General features: G+C 43.5%; 12 protein-coding genes. 11 read left to right on the forward strand and 1 reads right to left on the reverse strand.

Translation table 11 applies throughout. The features are described 5' to 3' along the window. Positions 1–58: 58 nt before the first annotated feature. The 11 genes from AC59IL_RS30460 (at position 59) to AC59IL_RS30510 (ending at position 22,017) form a co-directional block, all read left to right on the forward strand. Complete coding sequence (locus AC59IL_RS30460) at positions 59–973, forward strand: carbohydrate kinase family protein (RefSeq protein ID WP_496556023.1); 915 nt, start codon at positions 59–61, stop codon at positions 971–973. A 25-nt stretch (positions 974–998) separates the two neighbouring features. Then, positions 999–4,133: a SusC/RagA family TonB-linked outer membrane protein gene (locus AC59IL_RS30465; RefSeq protein WP_496556024.1), complete on the forward strand. Its 3,135-nt coding sequence runs from the start codon at positions 999–1,001 to the stop codon at positions 4,131–4,133. A 50-nt stretch (positions 4,134–4,183) separates the two neighbouring features. Then, the gene (locus AC59IL_RS30470) at positions 4,184–5,887 is read left to right on the forward strand and encodes a RagB/SusD family nutrient uptake outer membrane protein (RefSeq protein WP_496556025.1); all 1,704 of its coding nucleotides are present in this window, start codon (positions 4,184–4,186) and stop codon (positions 5,885–5,887) included. A gap of 74 nt (positions 5,888–5,961) precedes the next feature. Continuing rightward, positions 5,962–7,506 carry a glycoside hydrolase family 32 protein gene (locus AC59IL_RS30475; RefSeq protein WP_496556026.1) on the forward strand — a complete coding sequence of 515 codons (1,545 nt, stop codon included), beginning with the start codon at positions 5,962–5,964 and terminating at the stop codon, positions 7,504–7,506. A 20-nt stretch (positions 7,507–7,526) separates the two neighbouring features. Next, the gene (locus AC59IL_RS30480) at positions 7,527–10,859 is read left to right on the forward strand and encodes a SusC/RagA family TonB-linked outer membrane protein (protein WP_496556027.1); all 3,333 of its coding nucleotides are present in this window, start codon (positions 7,527–7,529) and stop codon (positions 10,857–10,859) included. Between the two features lie 42 nt (positions 10,860–10,901). Beyond that, on the forward strand, positions 10,902–12,734 hold the full coding sequence (locus AC59IL_RS30485) for a RagB/SusD family nutrient uptake outer membrane protein (RefSeq protein WP_496556028.1): 1,833 nt from the start codon (positions 10,902–10,904) through the stop codon (positions 12,732–12,734). 35 nt (positions 12,735–12,769) lie between these two features. Further along, positions 12,770–15,634: a SusC/RagA family TonB-linked outer membrane protein gene (locus AC59IL_RS30490; RefSeq protein ID WP_496556029.1), complete on the forward strand. Its 2,865-nt coding sequence runs from the start codon at positions 12,770–12,772 to the stop codon at positions 15,632–15,634. 25 nt (positions 15,635–15,659) lie between these two features. Further along, entirely contained in the window at positions 15,660–17,354 is a 1,695-nt protein-coding gene (locus AC59IL_RS30495) for a RagB/SusD family nutrient uptake outer membrane protein (protein ID WP_496556030.1), read from the forward strand. Between the two features lie 86 nt (positions 17,355–17,440). Beyond that, positions 17,441–18,925, forward strand: coding sequence for a glycoside hydrolase family 30 protein (locus AC59IL_RS30500; RefSeq protein ID WP_496556031.1), 1,485 nt, complete (start codon positions 17,441–17,443; stop codon positions 18,923–18,925). Between the two features lie 112 nt (positions 18,926–19,037). Beyond that, positions 19,038–20,522 carry a hypothetical protein gene (locus AC59IL_RS30505; RefSeq protein WP_496556032.1) on the forward strand — a complete coding sequence of 495 codons (1,485 nt, stop codon included), beginning with the start codon at positions 19,038–19,040 and terminating at the stop codon, positions 20,520–20,522. A 16-nt stretch (positions 20,523–20,538) separates the two neighbouring features. Next, a complete protein-coding gene (locus tag AC59IL_RS30510; RefSeq protein ID WP_496556033.1) occupies positions 20,539–22,017 on the forward strand; it encodes a glycoside hydrolase family 30 protein in 1,479 nt (492 codons plus the stop codon). Positions 22,018–22,569: 552 nt separating this feature from the next. Here the strand turns inward: AC59IL_RS30510 and AC59IL_RS30515 are convergent. After that, entirely contained in the window at positions 22,570–24,597 is a 2,028-nt protein-coding gene (locus AC59IL_RS30515) for a fibronectin type III domain-containing protein (protein ID WP_496556034.1), read from the reverse strand. Positions 24,598–24,606 lie beyond the last annotated feature (9 nt).

The raw sequence follows: 24,606 nt of genomic DNA on the forward strand, positions 1-24,606 counted from the left end.
AATGAAAATTTTGTCATGGTAAGTTCCATCTGGCTAAAAAACCAATAAATATTTTCAGATGAAAAGTTTCATCAGCAATGCTGCAGTAGCATGCTTTGGCGAAATGCTTTGGGATATACTTCCTTCAAAAGCACTTCCCGGCGGAGCTCCTATGAACGTGGCGTATCATTTGAAAAAATTAGGTACCAACCCTGCAATGATCTCCAAAATTGGTACCGATGATTATGGAAAAGGCCTTGCGGAACTGCTTGCCGCTAATACTATCTCAACATCGTTTCTGCAGATCGATCATAACCATCCTACAGGACTTGTTTACGCCAATCCGAATGAGTACAACGAAGTGGTGTACGACATTGTGTTCCCTTCGGCCTGGGATTTTATTGAACAGCAACGTGAATACATTGAAGTGGCTGAACAAAGCAGGTATTTTGTTTATGGCAGTCTTACTTCAAGAAGTAAAGTGTCGAGAGATACGTTGTATCAGTTACTGGAAGTTGCCAAAACAAAAGTGCTCGATATCAACCTTCGTGCGCCGCATTTTAACCGTACACATGTTGAATACCTGCTTCAAAAAGCCGATGTGCTGAAAATGAATATTGCCGAGCTGGAACTGATCACAGGCTGGTTTAGTTTATTTAATGATACGCACGAAAGAATAAAACTAATCCGGGACCGCTTTCATATCGATACTATCATTGTTACTATGGGTGGCGATGGCGCATTGGTGAACGATAAAGGAACGGTTCATCATTGTGATGGATTCAAAGTAACAGTGGCCGATACCATTGGCAGCGGCGATGCTTTTCTTGCGGGCTTTTTACATCAATTATTAAACCGGGCAACGATAAAAGAAGCACTTCAATTTGCGTGTGCTGTTGGCGCTTTTATTGCAACCCAATCCGGCGCTTGTCCTGAATATTCAATATCTCAAATCACAGAGCTCATGAATGCTCACGCAACAATCCAAAACTGAGTCTTAAAAACTAAAACTTGCTGCCATGCGAAAAATTGTCTATGCTATTGCTTGTCTTTTATTATCTGTTGCAGGCCGGGCCCAGCAACGAACGATCGGTGGTACTGTAACCGATAATAACGATGCTCCTGTTGCAGGTGCATCTGTTACTGTAAAAGGTGCTACTGTTGGCACCCAAACAGATAGTGCCGGAAATTTCCGGCTTACTATTCCTGCAGGAAGCAAAATGCTTCTCATTACTTCCGTTGGTTTTATTTCACAGGAGGTATCTTTTGGGGGAAGAGATCATGTGGCTGTTTCCCTGAAAGCAGCCAATAACAATTTAAATGAAGTTGTGGTTATAGGTTATACTTCCCAGCGCAAACAGGACCTTACAGGAAGTGTGGCTGTTGTTGACCTGGCGCCGGTCAAAAATAACAGCTCCGGTAATGTGATGCAGGCCTTACAGGGCAGGGTACCTGGTTTATACATCGAAAAAAGCGGCTCTCCCAATGGCTCCAATAACACCATCCTCATTCGTGGCGCCAATACATTGGGCAATAATGCGCCGCTGTATATTATTGATGGAATTCCTACTACGAGGCCCGAAGTTTTTCAAAACTTAAATCCTGCGAGTATTGCCTCGGTGCAGGTGCTGAAAGATGCCTCTGCCGAATCTATTTATGGCGCCCGCGCATCTAACGGCGTTATCATTGTAACAACAAGGAACGGCGGTAATACCAATGGTAAACCCGTTTTTCAGTTTGATAACAGTATTTCAGTTCAATCGGAAAAACCATACCGGTTTAAAATGCTGAATGCCGTGGACAGAGGAAGAGCATTATGGCAGGCATCAGTAAACGACGGACAGGATCCCGCAGCCGGTTATGGACAGATTTACAAATTCGACTGGAACCATGATTTTAATAATCCGGTGCTTAATTCAGTAACTGTTCAACCTTTTGTGGGCGGCGATCCGAATACACCGGCCGGTAATACCGACTGGCAGGATGTGATGTATAAGAAAGGTATTGTAAATAACAACAGTCTCACTGCTTCTGTTGGAAATAAAAATTCTTCACTGGAAATAAATCTGGGTTATCTGAACAACACAGGTATGTTGCGTTATACCGATTACAGGCGATATAGTGGCAGCATCAATGGCATTACACGGGCTTTCAACGATAAAGTCGTATTTGGCGTAAACCTTCGTATTGCCAACTCAAATGAAACATTGGTGGCGAAAGACCTTGGTGGTGAACAAACTACTGCCTTGGCGGTTACATTGGCGCCAACAATTCCCGTGTATCAAAAAGATGGGGTAACGTTTGCCGGTGAATCAGGTGCAGGATATTCAGACAGAAATAATCCATTGCACATGCAATACCTGGCGCGATGGAATAATACCAACCGCCTGAGTTCATTCGGAAATATTTATCTCGAAATTCAACCCATCAAAAATTTGTTTTTCAAATCGAATATTGGCGCCGACAATGCGTATTATCGCAACAAGGTGATTTCGCCAACTTTCACTGAGGGTGCATTGAGCCGCACCACCAATAGTTTATTGTTTGATGAGAACCATTTTTTGAGCACTACCTTCTCTAATACGCTTCGCTATAATCTGAACCTTGGTGATCATTCTGTAAAATTTTTGGTGGGTACAGAATACATCAAATCGGACCTGAATTATCAAACAACAAAGAAGGAAGGTTTTGCCCTTCAGAATGAAGATTACTTTACGCTGAGTGCAGCTACAGGCAATACCAATGTTTCAGGCGGATCAACGGGCTATCGCCTGTTCTCTGAATTTGGAAGAATTGATTACAATTATGCCGACAGGTATTTATTTGCATTGACCGTACGCCGTGATGGTTCGTCAAGATTTGGTTCCAATCATCAGTTTGGTATTTTCCCTGCCGCTTCGGTTGGATGGAGAATTGATCAGGAAAAATTCATGAAGAACATTTCCCTTATTTCTGAATTGAAATTAAGGGCAGCTGTTGGCCGTGTTGGTAATCAGGAGATCGGTGATGTGGCCCGTTTCGGACTTTATGATACCCGGTACGGAACTGTGCTTTCGCAACTGGTTGGCGGATTCTGGGAGCAATACATGAACATTGGTACCGCCTATTCATTAACCGGCGCCAATACAGGAACACTTCCTTCGGGATTTGTGCAAATACAGGCGGCCAATCCCGATTTAAAATGGGAAACCACTGATGAAATCAATACGGGTATTGACTTCACGATCTGGCAAAATAAGATATTCGGATCGTTCGATTATTTTTCAAGAAAAACAACAGGTATTTTGATCGTTCCTCCGGTTGCATCTGCTTTAGGCGAAGGACAAACCAAAGCAGTCAACGGCGCCTCAAAAACAAACAAAGGATGGGAATTCGTTATTGGTTATCGTGGTGATAAGATTGGTCAGTTAAGATACAATGCACAACTGAATTTCGCTCACTTCCGCGATAGGATAACCGAGTTGCCCGAGAATGTACGTCCCGCATACCCCGGTAACCTGGTGAACACGATCATCGGTCATTCACAGTATGATATTTTCGGTTATAAAACGGCAGGCCTTTTTCAATCGCAGGACGAAGTGAACAAAGCGCCCACACAAATTGGTGCGGGTCCCGGCCGCATTCGTTATGTTGACATCAATAACGATGGTGTGATCAATGACCTCGACAGAACGTGGATTGGTACCCAGTTGCCGTCATTGGAATATGGTGTAAGGGTCGACCTCAGCTATAAGCAGTTTGATGCATCCTTTTTCGGATCGGGCGTGGCCGGAAGAAAAGGGTTTGATGTATATACGGTGTTCAATAGCCTGATGAGAAGCAGGGAAAATGTAGGGCCGGGTGTGTTTGATGCATGGACGCCGCAACATACGGGTACACGGATTCCTGCTATAACACTTAAAGACGACAACAACGAAAACCGCACATCTGATTATTTCATTGTAAGCACTTCCTACTTCAAAATGCGCAACGTTCAGCTGGGATATACTATAACGCCTAAAGTTATTTTTTCGAGGTTGCGATTCTTTGCTATGGGTGAAAACCTGTTCTGCTTCAAAAGCAAAAGTTATATAAGCCCTGATCCTGAAAGGATCGATCTGCAGCCATTGCCTATTCCCAGAACTTTTACACTTGGATTGAATGCAACGTTTTAAACACCGGTTGCAAACTGAACGATTAACTAATTGCCATAAATAATACAACAATGAGAAATAAAATAATAAGTGCTTTGGTAATAGCAGGATTGCTGAATGGCTCCTGCAAAAAGGCACTCGACTATAATCCAACAGGCGCTTTATCATCAACCGATTTAAAATCTGCCACGGCTGTTGAAGGTCTGGCTACTGCCGCCTACGCTGCTATTGGTAATGGCGATATGATCGGGCCCATTTATAGTATGTGGGTATATGGAAGCATACGTTCTGATGACGCCTACAAAGGAGGTGGTGGTACGAGTGATGTGGGTGAAGTAGATGCGTTGGAACACTACAACCTGGTAACCCCAACGATAGATGCTTTTGTATCACGCACCTGGAAGAATTTATTCAAATCTATTTCGCGTGCCAATGTTGCGCTGCGGGCATTGAATGGAGTTACTGAGGGTGAGTTCCCCAATAAGAAAACGCGCACTGCGGAAATACGTTTTTTAAGAGCGCACAGTTATTTCACCATGAAGTTGCTGTACAAAAACATTCCCATTTTCGATGAAACGGCAACTGATGAAGACATACTCAAAACTTCCAATGATCTCAGCAATGATGAACAATGGAATAAGATTGCAGCCGATTTTCAATTTGCCATCGACAATTTGCCCGAAACGCAAACTCAGATCGGCAGAGTAAATAAATATGCAGCGCAGGCCTATCTCGCAAAATTGAAATTGTATCAGGCTTACGAACAAGACGATCATCACAAAGTGATCAATATCAACAAAAGCCGTTTGCGGGAAGTGGTGAACTTAACGCAGGCTGTTATTGCTTCGGGTAAATATTATTTAAGCAACGACATTGCTGATAATTTTTTACCTGAAACAGAAAATGGTCCCGAGTCGGTTTTTGCCATTCAGTTTTCAATTAATGACGGAACAACTGACGGAAGACTGAATTTTGAAGATGGGTTGAATTATCCTCATGGAGCACCGCAATATGGCTGCTGTGGTTTTCATGCGGCGAGCCAGAACATGGTGAATGCTTTTACAACTGATGCTACCGGATTGCCCAATTTCAGTACGTTTAATAACAGCATTGCCGATTTGAGCACGACACCAGTGGACCCGCGTATAGATCACACCGTTGGCATCGATGGTCATCCTTACAAGTACGACCCAACAAAGCCCTTCAGTAATAGCTGGGTTCGTGATGCCGGTGTGTATGGTAACTTTCATACCATGCGTAACCAGCAACTGTCAACAAGCTCTTCTTATCTGAAGCTCGGACCTTTTATGGGATCGGCTAAGAATTATGATATAATTCGTTATGACGATGTTTTGCTGATGCAGGCTGAAGCATATATCGAAATGGGGCAGCAGAACCTCGCATTGCCGCTCATAAACCAGATCAGAACAAGGGCCGCAGCAAGTACCGGCAGATTGAAAAAAGCCGATGGTACATTCCCGTCAATTTACAACTGCCAGAATTATACGGCCGCCGGCTGGACACAGGCTTTTGCCCGCACAGCATTGCAATGGGAGAGACGTTTGGAATTTGCTACAGAAGGATCGAGGTTCTTTGATCTGGTAAGGTGGGGCATTGCCGAGCCAACCCTGAATGCATATATCGCTGTTGAAAAAACAAGAAGAACGTTTTTGTCAACCGCAAAATTCACGGCCGGAAGAGATGAATATTTACCTATTCCGCAATCAGAGATCACGTTTACGAAAGGATTGTATAAACAAAATCCCGGCTATTAATTTTTTTCAGGCAGGCAGGCTATTGCTTGCCTGCCTGCATCAATTTGTATCTGCCATCATAAATAAAACAATTAATGTCACTGATCAAATACCTTTTTGCAATCACAATGGCTGCTCATGGTCTTTCTAACAGCGCACAGGCGCAAACCAGCGCCGCTGCATTTTACAATGAACCTCATCGTCCGCAGATCCACTTCACTCCGAAAGAACATTGGATGAATGATCCGAATGGAATGGTGTATTACAATGGCGTGTATCATTTGTTTTACCAGCATCATCCCGGCAGCACTGTTTTCGGGCCTATTCACTGGGGGCATGCTACCAGCAGGGACCTGATCCACTGGCAGCATCAGCCGATTGCTTTATATCCCGATAGCCTTGGTTTTATTTTTTCAGGAAGCGCAGTGGTTGATTATAAGAACACCTCAGGCTTTGGTAAAAATGCCCGCCTGAACGGCACAGTCGGGCAGGGAAAGGTGCCGATGGTGGCCATTTTCACACATCACAGTGTGAAAGGGGAGCAGGAAGGAAGAAACGATTATCAAAATGAAAGTATTGCTTACAGCCTCGATGAAGGAAAAACTTGGACTAAGTATGCAGGCAATCCTGTTTTAAAAAACCCCGGCATTAAAGATTTTCGGGACCCTAAAGTGAGCTGGAATGAAGTGGCGAATAAGTGGATGATGACATTAGCTACATTGGACCACATCACCTTTTATTCTTCGCCCGATTTAAAGAACTGGACAAAAGAATCGGAATTCGGAAAGGAAACAGGCGCCCATGGCGGCGTTTGGGAATGTCCTGATCTGTTCTCATTCAATGATCAGGGAAAGAAGATTTGGGTGTTAATTGTAAACATAAATCCTGGCGGCCCCAATGGTGGTTCCGGTACCCAATATTTTGTGGGTGATTTTGATGGCCATCGGTTCACGCCATTTGATAATGATACAAGATGGCTTGATTATGGTCCCGACGAATATGCCGGCGTTACTTTTTCAAACACCGGCGCCAGAAGGCTTTTTTTAGGTTGGATGAGTAACTGGCAATATGCGCAGGTAGTTCCTACCCGAAAGTGGAGAGGCGCCATGACAGTACCCCGTGATTTATCACTAAAGAAAGTGAACGGTAAATATTTATTGGCTTCAACGCCGGTAGCTGCGGTAAATAAATTGTTTAACCGTTCATTCAATTTTCAAAATACGACCGTAACCGATTTTGATCTGACTGCAAAAACCGGAAAACTGACAGGACCTGCTATTATAAAAATGACCGGCGATAAGATAAAAGATTTTTCGATCACCCTTTCCAATTCATTAAATCAAAAACTGGTTATTGGCTTTGATCAAAGCAACAATGAATTTTTTATCGACAGAAGGGAATCGGGAAATGTTGGCTTTGAAAAGGATTTCGGAAAAAGACATACTGCGCGGCGGTTCTCTCAATCACAAAATTTAGATTGTACGCTTATTATTGATAAAGCTTCCGTTGAATTATTTACAGGTGATGGATTGACTGTAATGACTGCGATCTTTTTCCCGGATGAAGATTATTCCAATATCAGCATTCAATCAAAAGAAGGACTCAAATTAAAAAGTCTTGCTGTTTCAAAACAATACTGATTCATTCAACTTGCCCTATTATGAACTCTAAGACACATTTTGTGTTGCAAGCCGGTTTTTATTCAAAAAAATTACGGCTTCCGCTATTACTATTAGCGATTACGACGCTGCTTTTAAGTTCCCCAATAAACGTTTATGCACAGGTGAGGGATATACGTGGCCATGTAACCGACACGTCGGGTGCGCCGGTTAAGGGCGCTGTGGTTATGCTGAAAGATTCAAAAAGAGGAAGCACAACAGGGTCGTCAGGCGAGTTTTCCCTGAACGCCGTACCTGAAGATGCCACACTTATTTTTACCTGCATTGGGTATTATAGCCAGGAAATTGCTGTGCGCGGGAAACATGAATTTTCGGTGAAACTCGACACGAAGGCCGACAGTCTGAATGCTGTAATCGTGATTGTTGGTTATGGACGGCAGAAGAAAGAATTTCTGACTGCATCTGTAAGTACCGTTGCAGGCGCCGAATTGTTAAAAGCCCCTGTATCTAACCTAAGCACGGCATTGAAAGGGCAACTCCCCGGCCTTGTGGCCATGCAGGGTTCAGGAAAGCCCGGTTCAGATGGTGCTGTACTTACGATCAGGGGTATTGGCACTTATACCGGTCAAACCGCACCGTTGGTTATGGTCGACGGTGTTGCCAGAGATACGTACGATGACATCGATCCAAACGAAGTGGCTTCTATAGGCATATTGAAAGATGCCTCTGCAACAGCAGTTTATGGCGTACGCGGCGCAAACGGTGTTATTTTGATCACTACCAAACGTGGAAAGGAGGGAGCCCCTTCTATCAGTCTTACTTCACAAACATCCGTTTCTTCTTTTACCAATTTCCCTTCATTCGCCAATTCGTATGATTATGCAACCGTTATCAACGAAAGGGCTTTTGAAGAATACTGGGTAAAACACGCGAAAGATGCTGATATACATACCTGGGATGATTTTGTTGCCAAACGTGATGCCAACTGGAGAAATGACGGGTCGCTTAATTTTACAGACAATGATCTGAAATATTTTCAAAATGCCAATACACCCACATTGGCGAATGGTCAACCCAATCCATGGTATGATCCTTACTTTCATCCCAATACCAACTGGGTAAACAAGTTATTCAGGAAATACACGCCCACGTCGCAGGCTAACGTGAATGTGAGTGGTGGCACCCGGTTTATGAAATATTTTGTATCGCTTGGTTACCTGAATCAGGGAGGGCTTTTCAAAACTGATTATATGGCCTTTTCCGACAAGATGGAATTTTCTAAAAATCGATACAACCTGCGCGGCAACTTCGATTTCGATGTTACAAAAGATTTCAAAATGTCGGTAAACCTCGGGACGCAATTTGTAACCCTGAATGGTATGGACAATGATGGATCTATGTGGAATACGAGAATATTGTGGGCATTTCCAATGAGTTCACCCGGCATGATCAACGGTAAATACGTACTGCCTTCTTCAGCCGGCGGTTATGATCAATACAACCCCATGTATGCGATAGAAAACGGCGATTACTGGAATGTTACCAACAACAGTATTTTAAATTCATCCGTGAATGCGGAGTATAAATTAGACAGGATTACGCAAGGCCTTTCCATAAAAGTGTTAGGTTCTTACGATAGTTACTTTGCCAGCAGAAGCTATGGGCATTATGCACCGGTATTATATTCAATAAGGCAAAATCCTAATGGCGACCCGTTAGATCCGATCTTTACTCAGCTTACAGCTGCCACACCGTCGCAGATATTCGCCGACTTTAACCTCGCAAAATGGCGCAAGCTGTATACGGAAGCATCTATCAATTACAATCGTACTTTCAGCGGCAGACATACCTTTTCTGCAATGGTATTAGGCCTCAGGGAAAAGAAATATGATCCCACGCTTCAATATGATTTGCCACATGCATATGAAGGGGTTACAGCAAGGGCCAATTATAATTATGAAGGTAAATACATTGTAGAATATGATATGGGGTACAATGGTTCAGAGAATTTTCCGGAAGGGAAGCGATTCGGTTTCTTCCCGTCTTATTCCGGAGCGTGGGTGGTAAGCAACGAATCTTTTTTTCCTGTAAACAACACAGTGAGTTTTGTAAAACTGCGCGCCTCTTATGGAGAGGTCGGAAACGATAATATTGGAGGCGCCCGTTACCTGTATCTGCCCGATACCTGGAGAAGTAATGGCAGTTATACATTCGGCACCCTGAATAACCAGCAACGCATCAATGGTTACGACGAATCTGTATTGGGCAACCCGAATGTAACCTGGGAGGTATCAAAGGAAATGAACCTTGCGGCAGAATTTCATCTCTTTAAAAGCAAGCTGTCTGTTACTTACGAATATTACAGGAACAACCGTTCCAATATCCTTTCTTACAAAGGTACTGTGCCGGCGTTCGTGCAGGCCAACCTGCCACCGTACAACCTCGGCAGAGTAATAAGCTGGGGACATAATCTTGAGTTTAGCTATAACGACAAGGCAGGCGGTTTTAGTTATTACCTGCATGGCAATGCCGCCATACAGCGGAACAAAATATTGTTTCAGGACGAAGCCGTCGTTCCAGGGCTTGAATACCAGGCTTCAACGGGGAATCCCGTGGGTCAGCAGCTATTGTTAAAAGCCAACGGCTTGTACACCTCATGGTCACAGCTATATGCAATTGACGCCAATGGAAATCCTATTCTGTCGCAGCCTGTACTTGCGTCGAGCAACGGAAAACCATACACCAATGCAAGTGGTAAACCTGTATATGTAAAGGATTTGGGTTACGGCGGCAGGCCATTGCAACCGGGTGATGTTCGCTTCGAAGATATAAACGGCGATGGTGTGATCAATGAAAAAGACAGAACAAGAACAGGTTATACCGTCAATCCCGAATACAGTTTTGGCCTTACAGCCGGAGGCAGTTACAAAGGATTTGATGTGAGTGTTTTGTTTGCCGGTATCGCCGGTGTGGCAAGAGGCGGCATGGGGCAATTTCATATCGATAAGGAGCAGGCAATTTATTCGGTCGACCTTACACGATTTACTATTGACAGATATAATGCAGGGAATAAGATCTATTTCCCTATGGCGGATTATGATAAAAATGCGGCAGCTACCGGGCCTGGTAATGCGGGTAATACTTTTTTCCTGATCAATACTTCTTATGTAAGGTTGCAAAATCTTGCGGTGGGTTACACGCTTAGCAACGCCTTTATGAAAAAAATAGGCATCAAATCGGCAAGGCTTTATGTCAGCGGTAATAACCTTTATACCTGGTCGCCGGCAAAAATATGGGGTGACCCTGAAAATCTTGGCAATATTGGTTACCCTCTTTACAAAACGTATAACACAGGCGTGAATATCAATTTTTAATTAGCTGATAAATATTGTTTCGTACAAATGAAAAATGTACAAATGAAACCAATTTCAATAGTATTTGCAGTGCTGTTTTTTACAGGGCTGCTTGCAGTAAGCTGCAATAAAGATTTTCTCGAAAAGCCCCAGGCCGGCACCTTCACCGTAGATACGGTGTTTCATACTAAGCTGAATGCGATGGGCGCAGTAGCACAAATGTACAATCTATGTGTGCCGACGGGATTTCCGCAAAATACCAACAGTGATATGACAAGGCCCGATATGGTAACGGATGAGTTGTATATGATCCATCCGGAGTATGACTGGATGGTGAGTGTTGGAAACTATGTTACAGGAACTCAAACCGTAGATGCCACTATCGACAGGGGCGGATTTGGAAGCCATTACCTCGGCATCAGACAGGCCAATCTCGTTCTGAAAAATATAGATGAAGTGACAGATGCCGATGCCGACTGGAAAAAGCAGGTGAAAGGGCAGGCGTTGTTCTGCCGGGCTATGCAGCACTTTGAATTATTCCGTCAGTATGGAGGTATCCCGCTGATAACGGAACCCCTCGACGGGGCGCAGAAGCTGGACATTCATAGAAGTTCGGTAGCCACTACGGTAGACAGCATGGTGAGCTGGTGCAATCAGGCTGCGGCCTTATTGCCGGCAACCTGGGGCGCTACCGATTACGGCCGGGCAACGAGCCTTGCTGCAAAGGCATTAAAGGCAAGGGTGCTGTTGTTTGCCGCAAGCCCTTTGTATAATACACCACCTTCCATGCAAACTGCTGTTGATGGTGCACGTTTTGGAAATGCGCATGATAGTGTGGTCGCTTATTCCAATTACGATAAAGAACGCTGGTTCACAGCCGCCAAAGCGGCTAAGGACGTTATCGATGCTGCGCCCGGTTCGGGCGTTGCGTTGTACTATACCGGCAAAGCAGAAACCACACCTAATGATGACTCTTATGCAGGATTGGGCGATTATGAAGCTGTTTCCAACGTTTATGCCAATTCGGAGCTGATACTGGTGAATACCTTAAGTAATGATGCACCCGGTTGGGGCGGTTGGTACTGGGGACTGTGGATGACTTCCAAAGTAAGAGAAGGGCAGTGGGCCTTTAAGAACAATGTGCCTGTTGAATTTATACAACAGTATGAAAAACGCGACGGCTCAAAATGGACATTGCCCCTGACAAGCACGGGAGATGATTTTCCGACATGGATCAAAGCGCAGAACCTCGACCCGCGTTTCTACCAGACAATTTTATACGACGGCATGTGGTACAATAGCCAACGCGGCGTAGCGGCTTACTACCTGGGTGATGGCGGACAATACCCTACGACTGATTATGGGCACAGTGATGTAGGAGACGATGGCTATGCTTTGGAAACGTATAAGTTCGTAGCCCGCGTAGACAACTTCAATGATAAGCATTTTGCATGGCCTGTTTTTCGGCTGGCCGAATTTTACCTGAGCTATGCAGAAGCGCTGAATGAATACCAGGGACCATCGGGCGATGCTACTACTTATCTTAATAAGATCAGGCAAAGGGCGGGTATGCCTGATAAGAACCTTTCTTCCCAAAACGATTTCAGGGATGCTGTTCAAAACGAAAGAACTATAGAGTTTGCCTATGAAGGTTTTCGCCTGAATGATCTTCAACGCTGGCTGAAAGCATATGATGTACTGAATGAAACATTACATGGTATCCAAACGAAAGCCAATGCTACATCGGGCACCCTTAAACGGAATTGGAGAGTGGTTGATTTCATGAGGCGTACGTTCTTAAAGAGATACTATTACCTGCCATTTCCCAGCTCTCAGGTCAGCATTAATTATTTAGGCGACGGAAAAGACTGGAACGGACAGAATCCGGGATGGTAAGTCATCGGCCCATTGAAGAAATAAAAATAATACAAATGAATAAGCATTATAAGATATTGTTGGTTTTGTCGACCATGCTGTGCTGTTGCATCGTTTCAAAGGCGCAGTCAACGATTGTCATTAATACACCGCCGGCCTCATCAGGAAGTGTTGCGGGAGCTGTAGATACGATGGTCGATCTCGGCTTTAGGAAAGAGCCGCAATGGCGAAGTACCGGGGCTGTTTATACGCTTTCGGGTAAGGAACTCGTCAAAATGTTTACCGGCAACTTATTGAATACGCTTCAGGGAAAGATACCCGGCCTTACAGCCGTTACAGGCTCAGGAGAGCCGGGATATGATGCTCCTACCTTCTATGTACGCGGGCAAACGAGCTGGAATATCGCCGGTAACCAATTGGTCATTTTATTGGATGGCTTTCAGGTAGACGTAGGCGCATTGAGCGCGTTGTCGGCTTATGAAATAGAATCGGTGACATTGCTGAAAGATGCATCTGCTACGGCGATGTTCGGGTTGCAGGGCGGTGTGGGCGTTTTGAGTATCCGCACCGTAAAAGGGAAAATAACGCCTAAAAATGAAGTTGTGTTCAATGCAAGATATGGCATTTCGAGCCCCGTGCAACTGCCCCGGGTAATGAACGCTTACGATTATACGACTTTGTATAACCAGGCCCTCGTTAATGATGGATTTTCACCGAAATATCCCAATCCTGATTTATACAAGGCTGACAATGATCCCTTTCATCCGAATGTGAACTGGTACAAAGAACTACTGAATAATACGTCGCGGATTCAGAACTATAATCTGTTGTTCAGAGGGGGTAATCAAACCGCGAGGTATTTTGTAATGGTAGATTATATGAACAATAATGGCTTGTATAAGGATGCAAAAGCAATTAGTAAAGACTTTGGCACAAATGCTACTTACAACAAATTCAATCTGCGGGCCAATGCCGATATCGACTTAACCAAAAATCTTTTGGTGTCGGCAAATGTTTCAGGCATTATTGAAGACCGTAACACCCCTTCAGGTTTCGCTGCCGGCCAGTTGTTTAATAACCTGATGACCATTCCTGCTGCGGCTTTTCCGGTAAAGAACCCTAACGGCACCTGGGGCAACAGCTCGGTGTATAATTTTAATCCCGTTGAGCTGTTACAGCAAAGTGGTATTTACCGTGCCCATACTAGGACCTTACAAACGGGTGTTACGTTAAGGCAAAAACTGGATGTAATAACGCCCGGGTTGAATTTTACCGGAGGTGTGTCGTTCAATAATCAATATGGAGGATTCTATCAAACGTCTTATGCTGTAAGAAGCTATGAAATTGTGAAAGATGCACAGGATATGCCGGTAAAAGATGCAAACGGCAACATTGTTTACAAAACCATTGGCAATGATGTGCCGCGCTCGACCGGTGATGGCGGAACGTCGCACTGGAACCGCAATACGCTTCAATTGGGATTTGACTATAACCGCTCTTTTGGAAAACACACCATTTCAGGGACCTTACTGGGAAGAAGAGAAAGCTATCTTCACGACGGGCAAAACTATCCCGTACGTGTACAGGGATTGAGTGCGGATGTAACGTATGATTATGCGCAAAAATATATTCTTGATATTAGTGGCGCTTACATGGGGGCTGCCGATTTTGCGTCCGGAAAAAGGTACGGTTTCTTTCCTGCGGTTGGTATCGGATGGGTGGCGTCGAACGAAGACTTTTTGAAACAAAGCAAGGTGGTTGACTATTTAAAATTCAGGGCATCCTATGGTTCTGCAGGAAACATCAATGAAAGTTATCGTTTCCTGTATGAAGAACAGGCAAGCAGCGCCAACGGATGGATTACAGGAAGCAGTAACGCGTATCAAAGCGGCCTGGCGATCGCACAACTGGCAAATCCCAATGCTACCTGGGAATTAAAAACAAGTTTCAATGTTGGTTTTGATATCCGCCTTTTGAAAACATTGTCTGCATCAGTTGACGTATTCAGCGAAAAGCGTACAGGCATTTATGAAATTCCTTCTGCCGGTGTTCCTGCTTTCACCGGATTTAATTTACCCTATGTAAACAGTGGTGTGGTGCACAACAAGGGCTTTGAAGCAGTTATTAATTACGACAACAAAGCAGGGGACTTTACCTGCCATATTTCCGGTTCCGCAGCTTATGCGCGAAATAAAATAACCGGTAAATCAGAAACAGCACAACCTTTTGACCGGCTTTATCAAAAAGGCTATGCTATCAATCAGGAGAAAGGGTTGGCCTTTGACGGCTTTTATCAGCAATCGGATTTTGATGCCAATGGCAATGTAAAAGCAGGTGTACCGGCATCATCTTTTACCAATGTAAAGCCCGGTGACCTGAAATATAAAGATCTGGATGGCAATGGCATTATCAATGCTTACGATATGCAGCCGTTCGGGTACAGCAATGTGCCCGAAATAACCCTTGGACTCAACATAGGATTTGCCTGGAAAGGATTTGATTTCAGTGCATTTGCACAAGGTGTGCTGCACCGCACCGTCAATCTGCTTTCAGTGGCATACAACTATACGCATCCGTTTGTAAACAATAATAACATCACCGCATTCTCCAATAACAGCTGGACAACGGCTACTGCAACAACGGCAACAATGCCAAGGCTTTCTACACTCAGCAATCCTAATAATGATCAGTCTTCCGACTTCTGGCTGCGTAAAGGTGATTTTGTCAAGCTCCGTAGCCTCGAACTGGGATATACTTTTTCGAAGAAAGGATTTCTGCAAAAGATCGGTTCGGTAAGGTTGTTTGCCAATGGAACAAATTTATTTGTCTTTAACAAAATCGATGGGCTGGAACCGGAGAATCTTTCGATGGGCTATCCGTTGACCAAAGTGGTGAATTTTGGGTTCAATATAAAATTTTAAGATACACCAACAATTATATCATGCTATGAAGAAATTTGTTGTCATCATATCATTACTTGCCATCCTCTTTACCGAAGTATCCTGTAAGAAGGATTATCTGGAGGTGCATGACGTAAAAACCTATGTATCGCCTGATGATCTGTACACCAACTACACCTATGTTCAGCAGGCGGTATGGAATATTTACAGTTATTTACCTGATGGCTTTGCACAACTTGATTATGAAGCTGTAACGGAAAATGCAGAAGCAACGAATATCACCTGGTCGTCGCACACCTTTAACAATGGCACCTGGAATCAATATAATAATCCCGATGGTGCATGGTGGCGTGACTTTAACGGTATCAGGCAGGCAAATCTTTATCTGGCCAATAAAGACAAGGTAAATATCGAGTACATTAAAGGACAGATAACCACTTCCGATTCATCTGCCTTGTTCAATGCACGGAACAATATAAAGTTCATGCAGGGCGAAGCGCTGTTCTTAAAAGCGTTCTTTTATTTTGATCTGGTAAAGCGTTATGCTGGTGTGCCGATTATGAGCCAGCCATTGAACTATGACGATCCGGCTACCTGGAAAAACATACCCCGCAATACCGTAGATGAATGCATCAAATACATTGTTGCTTTATGTGATACTGCCGCTACCATTATCCCTTCAAGCCTGGCGCCCTACTCATGGTACAGCCAGGGTCGTGTAACATATGGCGCCATCAAAACATTAAAAGCAAAGGCATTGTTGTATGCAGCAAGCCCTTTGTTCAAACAGGCCGGCGCTACGGCCACCTGGGCCGATGCCGCGGGTGCATTGCATGATGTTATTGTATCGAATGCTTATTCGCTGGATGCCAATTACAGCAACCTCTTTGGCGCTAATAATGCCAATTCCAATGAACTGATCTTTTACCGGCGTTATGGCAATACCAATAATGTCGAAAAAGACAACTTCCCGATTGTGTTTCAGAACAGCGATGGCAACAGTATCACCCCCACGCAGAATTTTGTGGATGAGTTTGAAGTGCTTCAGAAAGATAATAACGGTAATATAACCGGTGCAAGGGCATTTGACTGGTCAAATGCTACCGATGCTGCGAATCCCTATGCAAACAGGGACCCGCGTATGGCAAAAACCATTGTATATAATGGCGCTACATTTTCTTCTACAGCTATTGAAACGTTTACGGGTGGTAACAGTGGCCTGCCGGCGCTGAATGCCACCAAAACCGGCTATTATCTTTCCAAATGGGTAAACCAGTCGGTAGACCTGGTGGCAGGCACAAGTACCGCGCACACGTGGATCTATTTCAGGTATGCAGAAGTATTACTGGATTATGCCGAAGCCATGTACAATGCGTATGGAGCAACGGCCGATCCTCAAAACTATGGCCTCACAGCCTTGCAGGCGATCAATTTGGTAAGGCAGCGTGTGCAAATGCCATCATTGACTGCCGCACAGTTGAATCAGCAAAGCATAGAACACGAGCGCAATGTAGAGCTGGCTTTTGAAGATCAGCGTTTATGGGATGTACGCAGGTGGAAAAAAGGCACAACTTATTTTAATAAACCTGTAAACCGTATAGTGATCATTAAAAACGGAGCTACATACAGCTACACGGTTACAAAGCTTGGCAACAGGGTTTTTGAAGATAAAATGGCCTGGTATCCTATACCGCAGGATGAAATTACAAAAACCGGCTGGGCTCAAAATTCAGGATGGTAGACCCTGAGCGGAGTCGAAGGGTCGGGCTTAAAGCGTTGAGCGAAGTCGAAACGTGGCTTAACTGAAGAACAGTTTAAAAAAGCAATATGAAAAATAAAACATGGTTTGCTTTATTGATCACGCTGCCTGGATTGTTAGCGTTTTCACTGCCAGCTTGCAGGAAGAAGGTCGATTTAAGTGATTCTACAATAAAAGAGATCGGCTGGGATTCGAAAGGAACTGTTTATTCAACTACAAAAGGTACCAATGAGAAAATAACTCAAACAGCAATAATTGGTTTTGAGCCAAAGGCACAACCGCTGGAAACAGATGTGTGTATTTTTGTAGACCCATCCCGCCGGTTCCAAAGCATTATTGGTTTTGGCGGTGCGCTGACCGATGCTGCTGCCGAAACATTTGCAAAACTTCCCCAGCCGGCACAGGATTCCATTCTTACTGCATATTATGATTCGCAAAATGGAATTGGCTACACCTTTGGAAGGACCAATATGAATAGTTGTGATTTTTCAAGCGACGTGTATACTTATGTAAACAATAATGATGTTTCGCTTCAGTCATTTTCCATAAACCATGATCTGCAGTATAAAGTGCCGTTAATAAAAAAAGCGAATGATAAGTTGAACGGTCAGCTTACTTTATTGGCAAGTCCCTGGAGCCCGCCGGCATGGATGAAAGACAATAACGATATGATGCATGGGGGCAGGTTGAAAAAAGAATTTTATCAGGTCTGGGCCAACTACTTTGTAAAGTTTATGCAGGCATATCAGGCAGCAGGCGTTCCTGCTTGGGGTGTTACTGTTCAGAATGAGCCGATGAACAACGCTCCCTGGGAATCGTGCCTGTTTAGCGCCGAAGAGGAAAGGGAGTTTATTAAAAACGCCCTGGGGCCCACCTTTGGAAAAAACAATCTTGCCGATAGGAAGATAATTGTATGGGATCATAACCGCGATCTGATCTATCAATATGTAAGCACTATTCTGAAAGACCCGCAGGCGGCAAAATATGTGTGGGGAGCCGGCCTGCATTGGTACGAAACATGGACAAACGATCCACCCATGTTCGACAATGTATTACGGGTGAATGAGGCATTTCCCGATTTAAATCTGCTCTTTACCGAAGGCAGTATGGGTAAAACTGCTTTTTATGAAAATAACCCCTGGGCTTTGGGAGAGCTGTATGGCAATAATATCCTGAACGATTTAAACAACGGTGTCACCGCCTGGTGCGATTGGAACATGCTGCTTGATCAGAACGGCGGCCCCAGTCATGTTGGCAATGTTAGTTATGCACCGATCATTGGCAATACCCTTTCAGGGAAAATAAATATCCGGAATGAATTCTGGTACATTGGTCAGTTTTCAAAGTTCATTCGCCCGGGAGCAAAGCGAATAGCTGCTTCGTGTAACCGCAATGCATTACAAACAACGGCCTTTATTAATACAGATGGAAAAATGGCGGTTGTTGCATTAAACCGGGGCGATAATAACATCAATTATCACATTTGGTCAAATGGTTTTTGGGCCGGTCATACTTCAAATGCGCATAGTATTCAAACAATCATTATTGAATAATAAAACTGTAATATGAAACGTCCATGACAAAATTTTCATTATAACGTATAGGGCAATGAAAATTTTGTCATGGTAAGTTCCATCTGACAAAAAAACAATTAAATATTTACAGATGAAAAATAAAATAGTGCGTGCCTTACTGTTTATGTTCGCCTTGTTGTTGTGTGTTTTTTGGGGGTGCAGGCCGGAAGATTTTGGCGGCAGCGAAATAAGTGAAACAGGAAAAGTATACTTCCCCGATGATGATGGAATTGTTGCTGCACTGAGCAATTACAACATCGATACGGTAAAAAATACGATCAATTTCCCGGTAACGGTTTACCGGGGCGGCTTTTCGGATTTTGGTGCTTTCGCCGTGAATGTGGCGGCAGATACCAGCACCATTCAGGCCCTTATGCAATCGGGTAAGCTTCCTGCAAACACAGTAGCGCTTAATCCATCAGATTACGAGCTGGCAACTACGAATACGATTGCTTATACAAACGGGATCATGAAAGGGGCAATCATTCCTGAAATTAAAGTGGCCGGTATGAGCAAATACAGCGGCAAATATGCAGCGCTGGGAATCGTTGTGAAACAGGCGGAAAAGTTCGACGTAAATACGGCTGCGAACAAAGTGGTCATTTATTTCCCGGTTGATTCACTCGTTGGTAATGTATATTTTCCCGGCGCTACAAATGGAAGCAATAGTGTAGTTGCGCTGGATGATAATAGTTATACGATAGACAACGCTTCCAATACGGTTAATTATTCCATCCCAATCATGCGGGGCGGTATTGCCGACCTTGCTACAACAGCTGTAACCGTAACCGTTGATAACAGGGCCATTGCCGGTTTGATAAGCGCCGGTAAATTACCTTCCAATACCGTAACATTGAATGCATCGGATTACTCCTTTAATAACAGTGTATCGCTGAGCGATAAAAATGGGGTGCTTCAGGGAAATGCAATTCCTAAGATAAACATAGCCCAATTATCGCAGTACGCAGGCTCGGTAGTAGCATTGGGATTAACGATCACGAATGCCAAATTTCCCATTGATGCAAACAGCAATAAGATCGTTGTTTATTTTAATGCAGATGATATTCTTGCTTTGTTTGCTCCCCGGGTGAATCTGATCTCTGATATTACCAAATGGGTGCCGGTAAATCTTTCCTGGAGCAATGATGTAACAGCAACGATCAATACCCAGGGCGGTTCTATTCTTTACAAAGGAGGTAACGGGGGATGGAACCAGGCTGGTGTTTATCAGCAGGTACGCCTTTACGGGCACCGGCAATATAAGATCGATATGCATATACAAGGTTCCGGAGCAACCAATGTGTGGTTTGAAGTATGGTTATCACAAAAGAAACCGCAGGACGGTCAGGATGTTACTACCGGTTGGGACCCTGCCGCGGTGATGTTGCTCGGATTAAATACGTGGAATGGCTGCGGCGTATCTCCTTTTAATGCCCAGCTTTCGGCAATCAGTTGTAATGGTAATGGCGGCTCCATTACCCTGCAAACCGGTGGTACATATTATATCACTGTAAGAGGAGGAGGTAATGATTTGGGGACCACGGGAATTACTGTTTCAGGATTTGATTTTGAATAATAATTATAGAAACATTATGAACAGGAATTTTAAATTATATCTGGTATTGATCGCTTCAGGTGCTGCGGGTATTAATCCGCTGTATGCACAGAAAGACAAAATAAAAAATACTTTTTTCAGGAATAATATTTCAAAAGGAATTGTTTATTCAACTACAAAAGGAACAGATGAGAAAATAACCAAAACGGCAACAATTAGTTTTGAACCGCATGCACAGCCGCTGGAAACAGATGTATGTATTTTTGTAGATCCATATCACCAGTTTCAAAGCATTATTGGGTTTGGAGGTGCTCTTACAGATGCGGCTGCAGAAACATTTGCAAAACTTCCAAAAGCGGCGCAGGATACTATCCTTAATGCCTATTATGACCCGGAAAATGGCATTGGCTATACATTTGGGAGAACCCATATAAATAGTTGTGATTTCTCGAACAATTCATATACTTATGTAAATGACAACGATGTTTCGCTTCGGTCGTTTTCCATAAGCCATGATCTGCAATACAGAATTCCACTGATAAAAAAAGTGAATGATAAGTTGAATGGTCAACTTACTTTATTTGCAAGCCCATGGAGCCCACCGGCGTGGATGAAAGACAATAATGAAATGATTCATGGGGGCAGGTTGAAAAAAGAATTTTATCCAATCTGGGCGAATTATTTTGTAAAGTTTATACAGGGATATCGTGCAGCGGGTATCCCTGTTTGGGGTGTTACTGTTCAGAATGAGCCAATGAACAAAGCTCCGTGGGAATCGTGCCTCTTTAGTGCGGAAGAGGAAAGGGATTTTATTAAAAATGCTTTGGGCCCCGCCTTGGAAAAAAATAAGCTTGCTGATAAGAAAATAATTGCCTGGGATCACAACCGCGACATGGCATACCAGTATGCAAGTGTTATTTTAAACGATCCGCAGGCGGCAAAATATGTGTGGGGAGTTGGTTTGCATTGGTATGAGACCTGGACAAAAAGTGCGCCGATGTTCGATAATGTATTGCATTTGCACGAAGCATTTCCGGGTGTGAATTTGTTATTTACCGAAGGTTGCCAGGATCAATTTGATTTCAGCAAAATAAGCGATTGGAGTCTTGGTGAGCAATATGCTCATAATATCTTACATGATTTGAACAGCGGTGTAAGAGCCTGGTGCGACTGGAATATTTTGCTTGATCAATCAGGAGGCCCCAATCATACCGGCAATTTTTGCTTTGCACCAATCATTGGGGATGTGACAACGGGTAATATATATTTTACAAATGAATTTTGGTACATTGGTCAGTTTTCAAAATTTATTCGTCCGGGAGCGAGGCGTATAGCAGCTTCTTCCAACCGTGATGTATTGCAAACTACGGCTTTTATGAATAAAGATGGCAAGATCGCAGTTGTTGTGTTAAACCGGGGCAACTACAACATTAATTATCATATCTGGTTAAATGGCTTATGGGCGAGCCATATTTCAAATGCGCATAGCATTCAAACTATTATTATTAAACAATAAAATCGTAACCAACTTCCTTACAACAAATAAAGGATGCGGGTTATGTTTCAAGGTATGCGATATTTCGGGCGAAAAACTAAGGAGCGCTTTTGTTTCAGTTTTTTACAACATGGGGCGACCGGCGCAGAATGATCATGGAAAAAGGATATGGATCTCTCTTGTTGCCAAAGATTTGTTTCTTGTCGTCACTAACATACAATGCTTCAAGAGATAGTAAATGCCCCATTTATTTGCAAGGAACTACAGAAAGCCACTTTTATAACCAACGATCATTTGAAAGAAAAAAGTGTAACTAATTAGCTGGAATCAAAGTGGTTGAATTTATGAAAATGCAGAAAATGAAAAAACGCTGAAGTTAGCCACCAGGGCGAATTTCAGCGTTTTTATTTTAAATTATTTGCTGCATGATTCAACATTTTTTCATTCACATTTATTCGTGCTAAGTTTTGTACAATTTAGAACTTGATGTATAACGGTTAATCTGCTTTACTATGCAATGCTATATTTTTTTACTGCTGTTTTGACCGGGGGCATTGCGAAACATTGACTATATTATCGGTTTGGTGAAGTTATAATGAACACACTGGCTGAATTTTTATATATATCAAATCCTTCATAATAACTCCTGATCATATACTCATAAGATTTTCCCGGTTCAATATTCCTGTCTGCAAAGGTCGTAAGCTTAGCCAGTGCGGATATGGGTAAAAAAGATTCTTCGCCGCTTTCTTTCCTGTATACGGTATAACCATGGATACTGGTCCTGTTGCCAGTCCAACTTATACGAACAACCGAATCAGCCGCTATATAGGTCGCACGCACATTTTCAGCTGTTTTTAATTCCGCTGTATCTGTTTCTGTATATATCGTTCGCATATTAGACAGGGCTGATATATTGCCAGCCTTGTCAACGGCTGTCACATAGTAGGTATAGGTAATATTTGATTTTGTATTCTTATCAGTAAAGGCAAGACCGGCCAGTGGCGTCTGGTTTATTTTATAATACCTGCGGTAACTGCCTGTATCTTCACTTCTGAAAACATTATAAGCTTCCACATCGCTGTCAAACGGCTTTTGCCATTTCAGGTCAATACCGGCTTCTTTATTATGCTGCAGATTTGCAAGATAGGGGGCGTGTGGAGCCAGCGTATCGGGCAGCATAGCAATAATAGTGTCTGAATTAATGCTCTTGTTGAATGCTTTATCAACCGCACATACATAATAAACAAATTCATTCTTAGCTACTCCGGGCAATGTATCAGTAAAAGCGTTTGACAACAATGGCACCCGATTGAGCAAGTTGAAATATTCTTTGTCGCGTGTATTAGCCCGGTAGATTAAGTACCCTTTAAAATCAGGCTCGGTGTTCCTGTCCCACGTTATCTGTATCAGCCCCGGTTTTGCAATGGCCTTCAGGCCGGCGGGTTTTGCCGGTGCAGTCTGATCAGGAAAGAACACCTTAACAGCTTGTGATTTTGCGGTATTCCCTGCTGCGTCAACACTTTCTATATAATAACCATATACAGCACCCTCTGATGGTTGATTGTCTGTATAGGTAACAGTATTAACAGGTATCAGGGCGGTGTTTATCTTTTTGTAAACGGTGTCCAGCGTCGAGTTCCGGTAAATATTATACCCGTTGCAATCTTTATCCGGTACCAGCTTCCAGTTCAGCACCGCGTTTTTATCTTTCTTTTCTGCTTTAAGGTTATTTGCCGGGTGTGGCGGTACCATATCGCGTATCTCCACTTCAAACTCTTTTGACAGCACAGATTCATTATTCAGCACATCCACACCGGCCACCTGGTAATATATTTTACTGCCAGGCATGCCGGCTGTGTCAAGGTATTTGTAACCGGCAGAATTATCTTTTACCGTTTCGCCCGACATTTTGCCCAATAATATTGGATCCTCAGAGACCGCTACGGGTTCGGCCGATAAACCTGTTTTCCTGTAGAGCTTATAACCATAAAATAGCTGCTGCTTATTCCAGTTCAGGTACACATATTGTTTTTTTTGTTTAGCCGTAAGACCGGCAACAACGGGAAGATAATCCGTCGTCGCTGTAAACGGGGCAGATACCGCCAGTTCTTTATCGGCCTGCGCTGCATTGGTAATACGATATTGATAGGTTGTACCATTTTGCGCTGATGAATCTTCAAAATAGCAACCGGCATAAGACGCAAAAACATTATCTGTAACTATCATAAGACCCGCTGCGGCCAAATAGTTATTCTCGTCTTTGGGCGACACCGCAGGCTTATGATTCATAAAACCCTGGTATGCTTTATAAGCGTCGTCACCGGCCTGTTGCGCCGATTTCAATTGCGCTATGCTGATAACAGGCGTCTTTGACAGGGGTATTTTAGTTATTTTTTCCCAGTTACCATCAGGCATTCTTTTCCTGAATACATTAACCGGGCAGGGCGAAATAACGGCCGATGGAAACATGAATTTTACCTGTACAACAGGATTGCTTCCGGAGTTTTGCTTTTTGCAGCCAACTACCAACCTCGCATCCTGCGCCAACAAGCAGCCGCATGGCATAAAAAAACAAAGAAATATAAATAACTGTTTCATTCTTAAAAT

The sequence above is a fragment of the Niastella sp. sgz303648 genome (genome assembly GCF_059587045.1).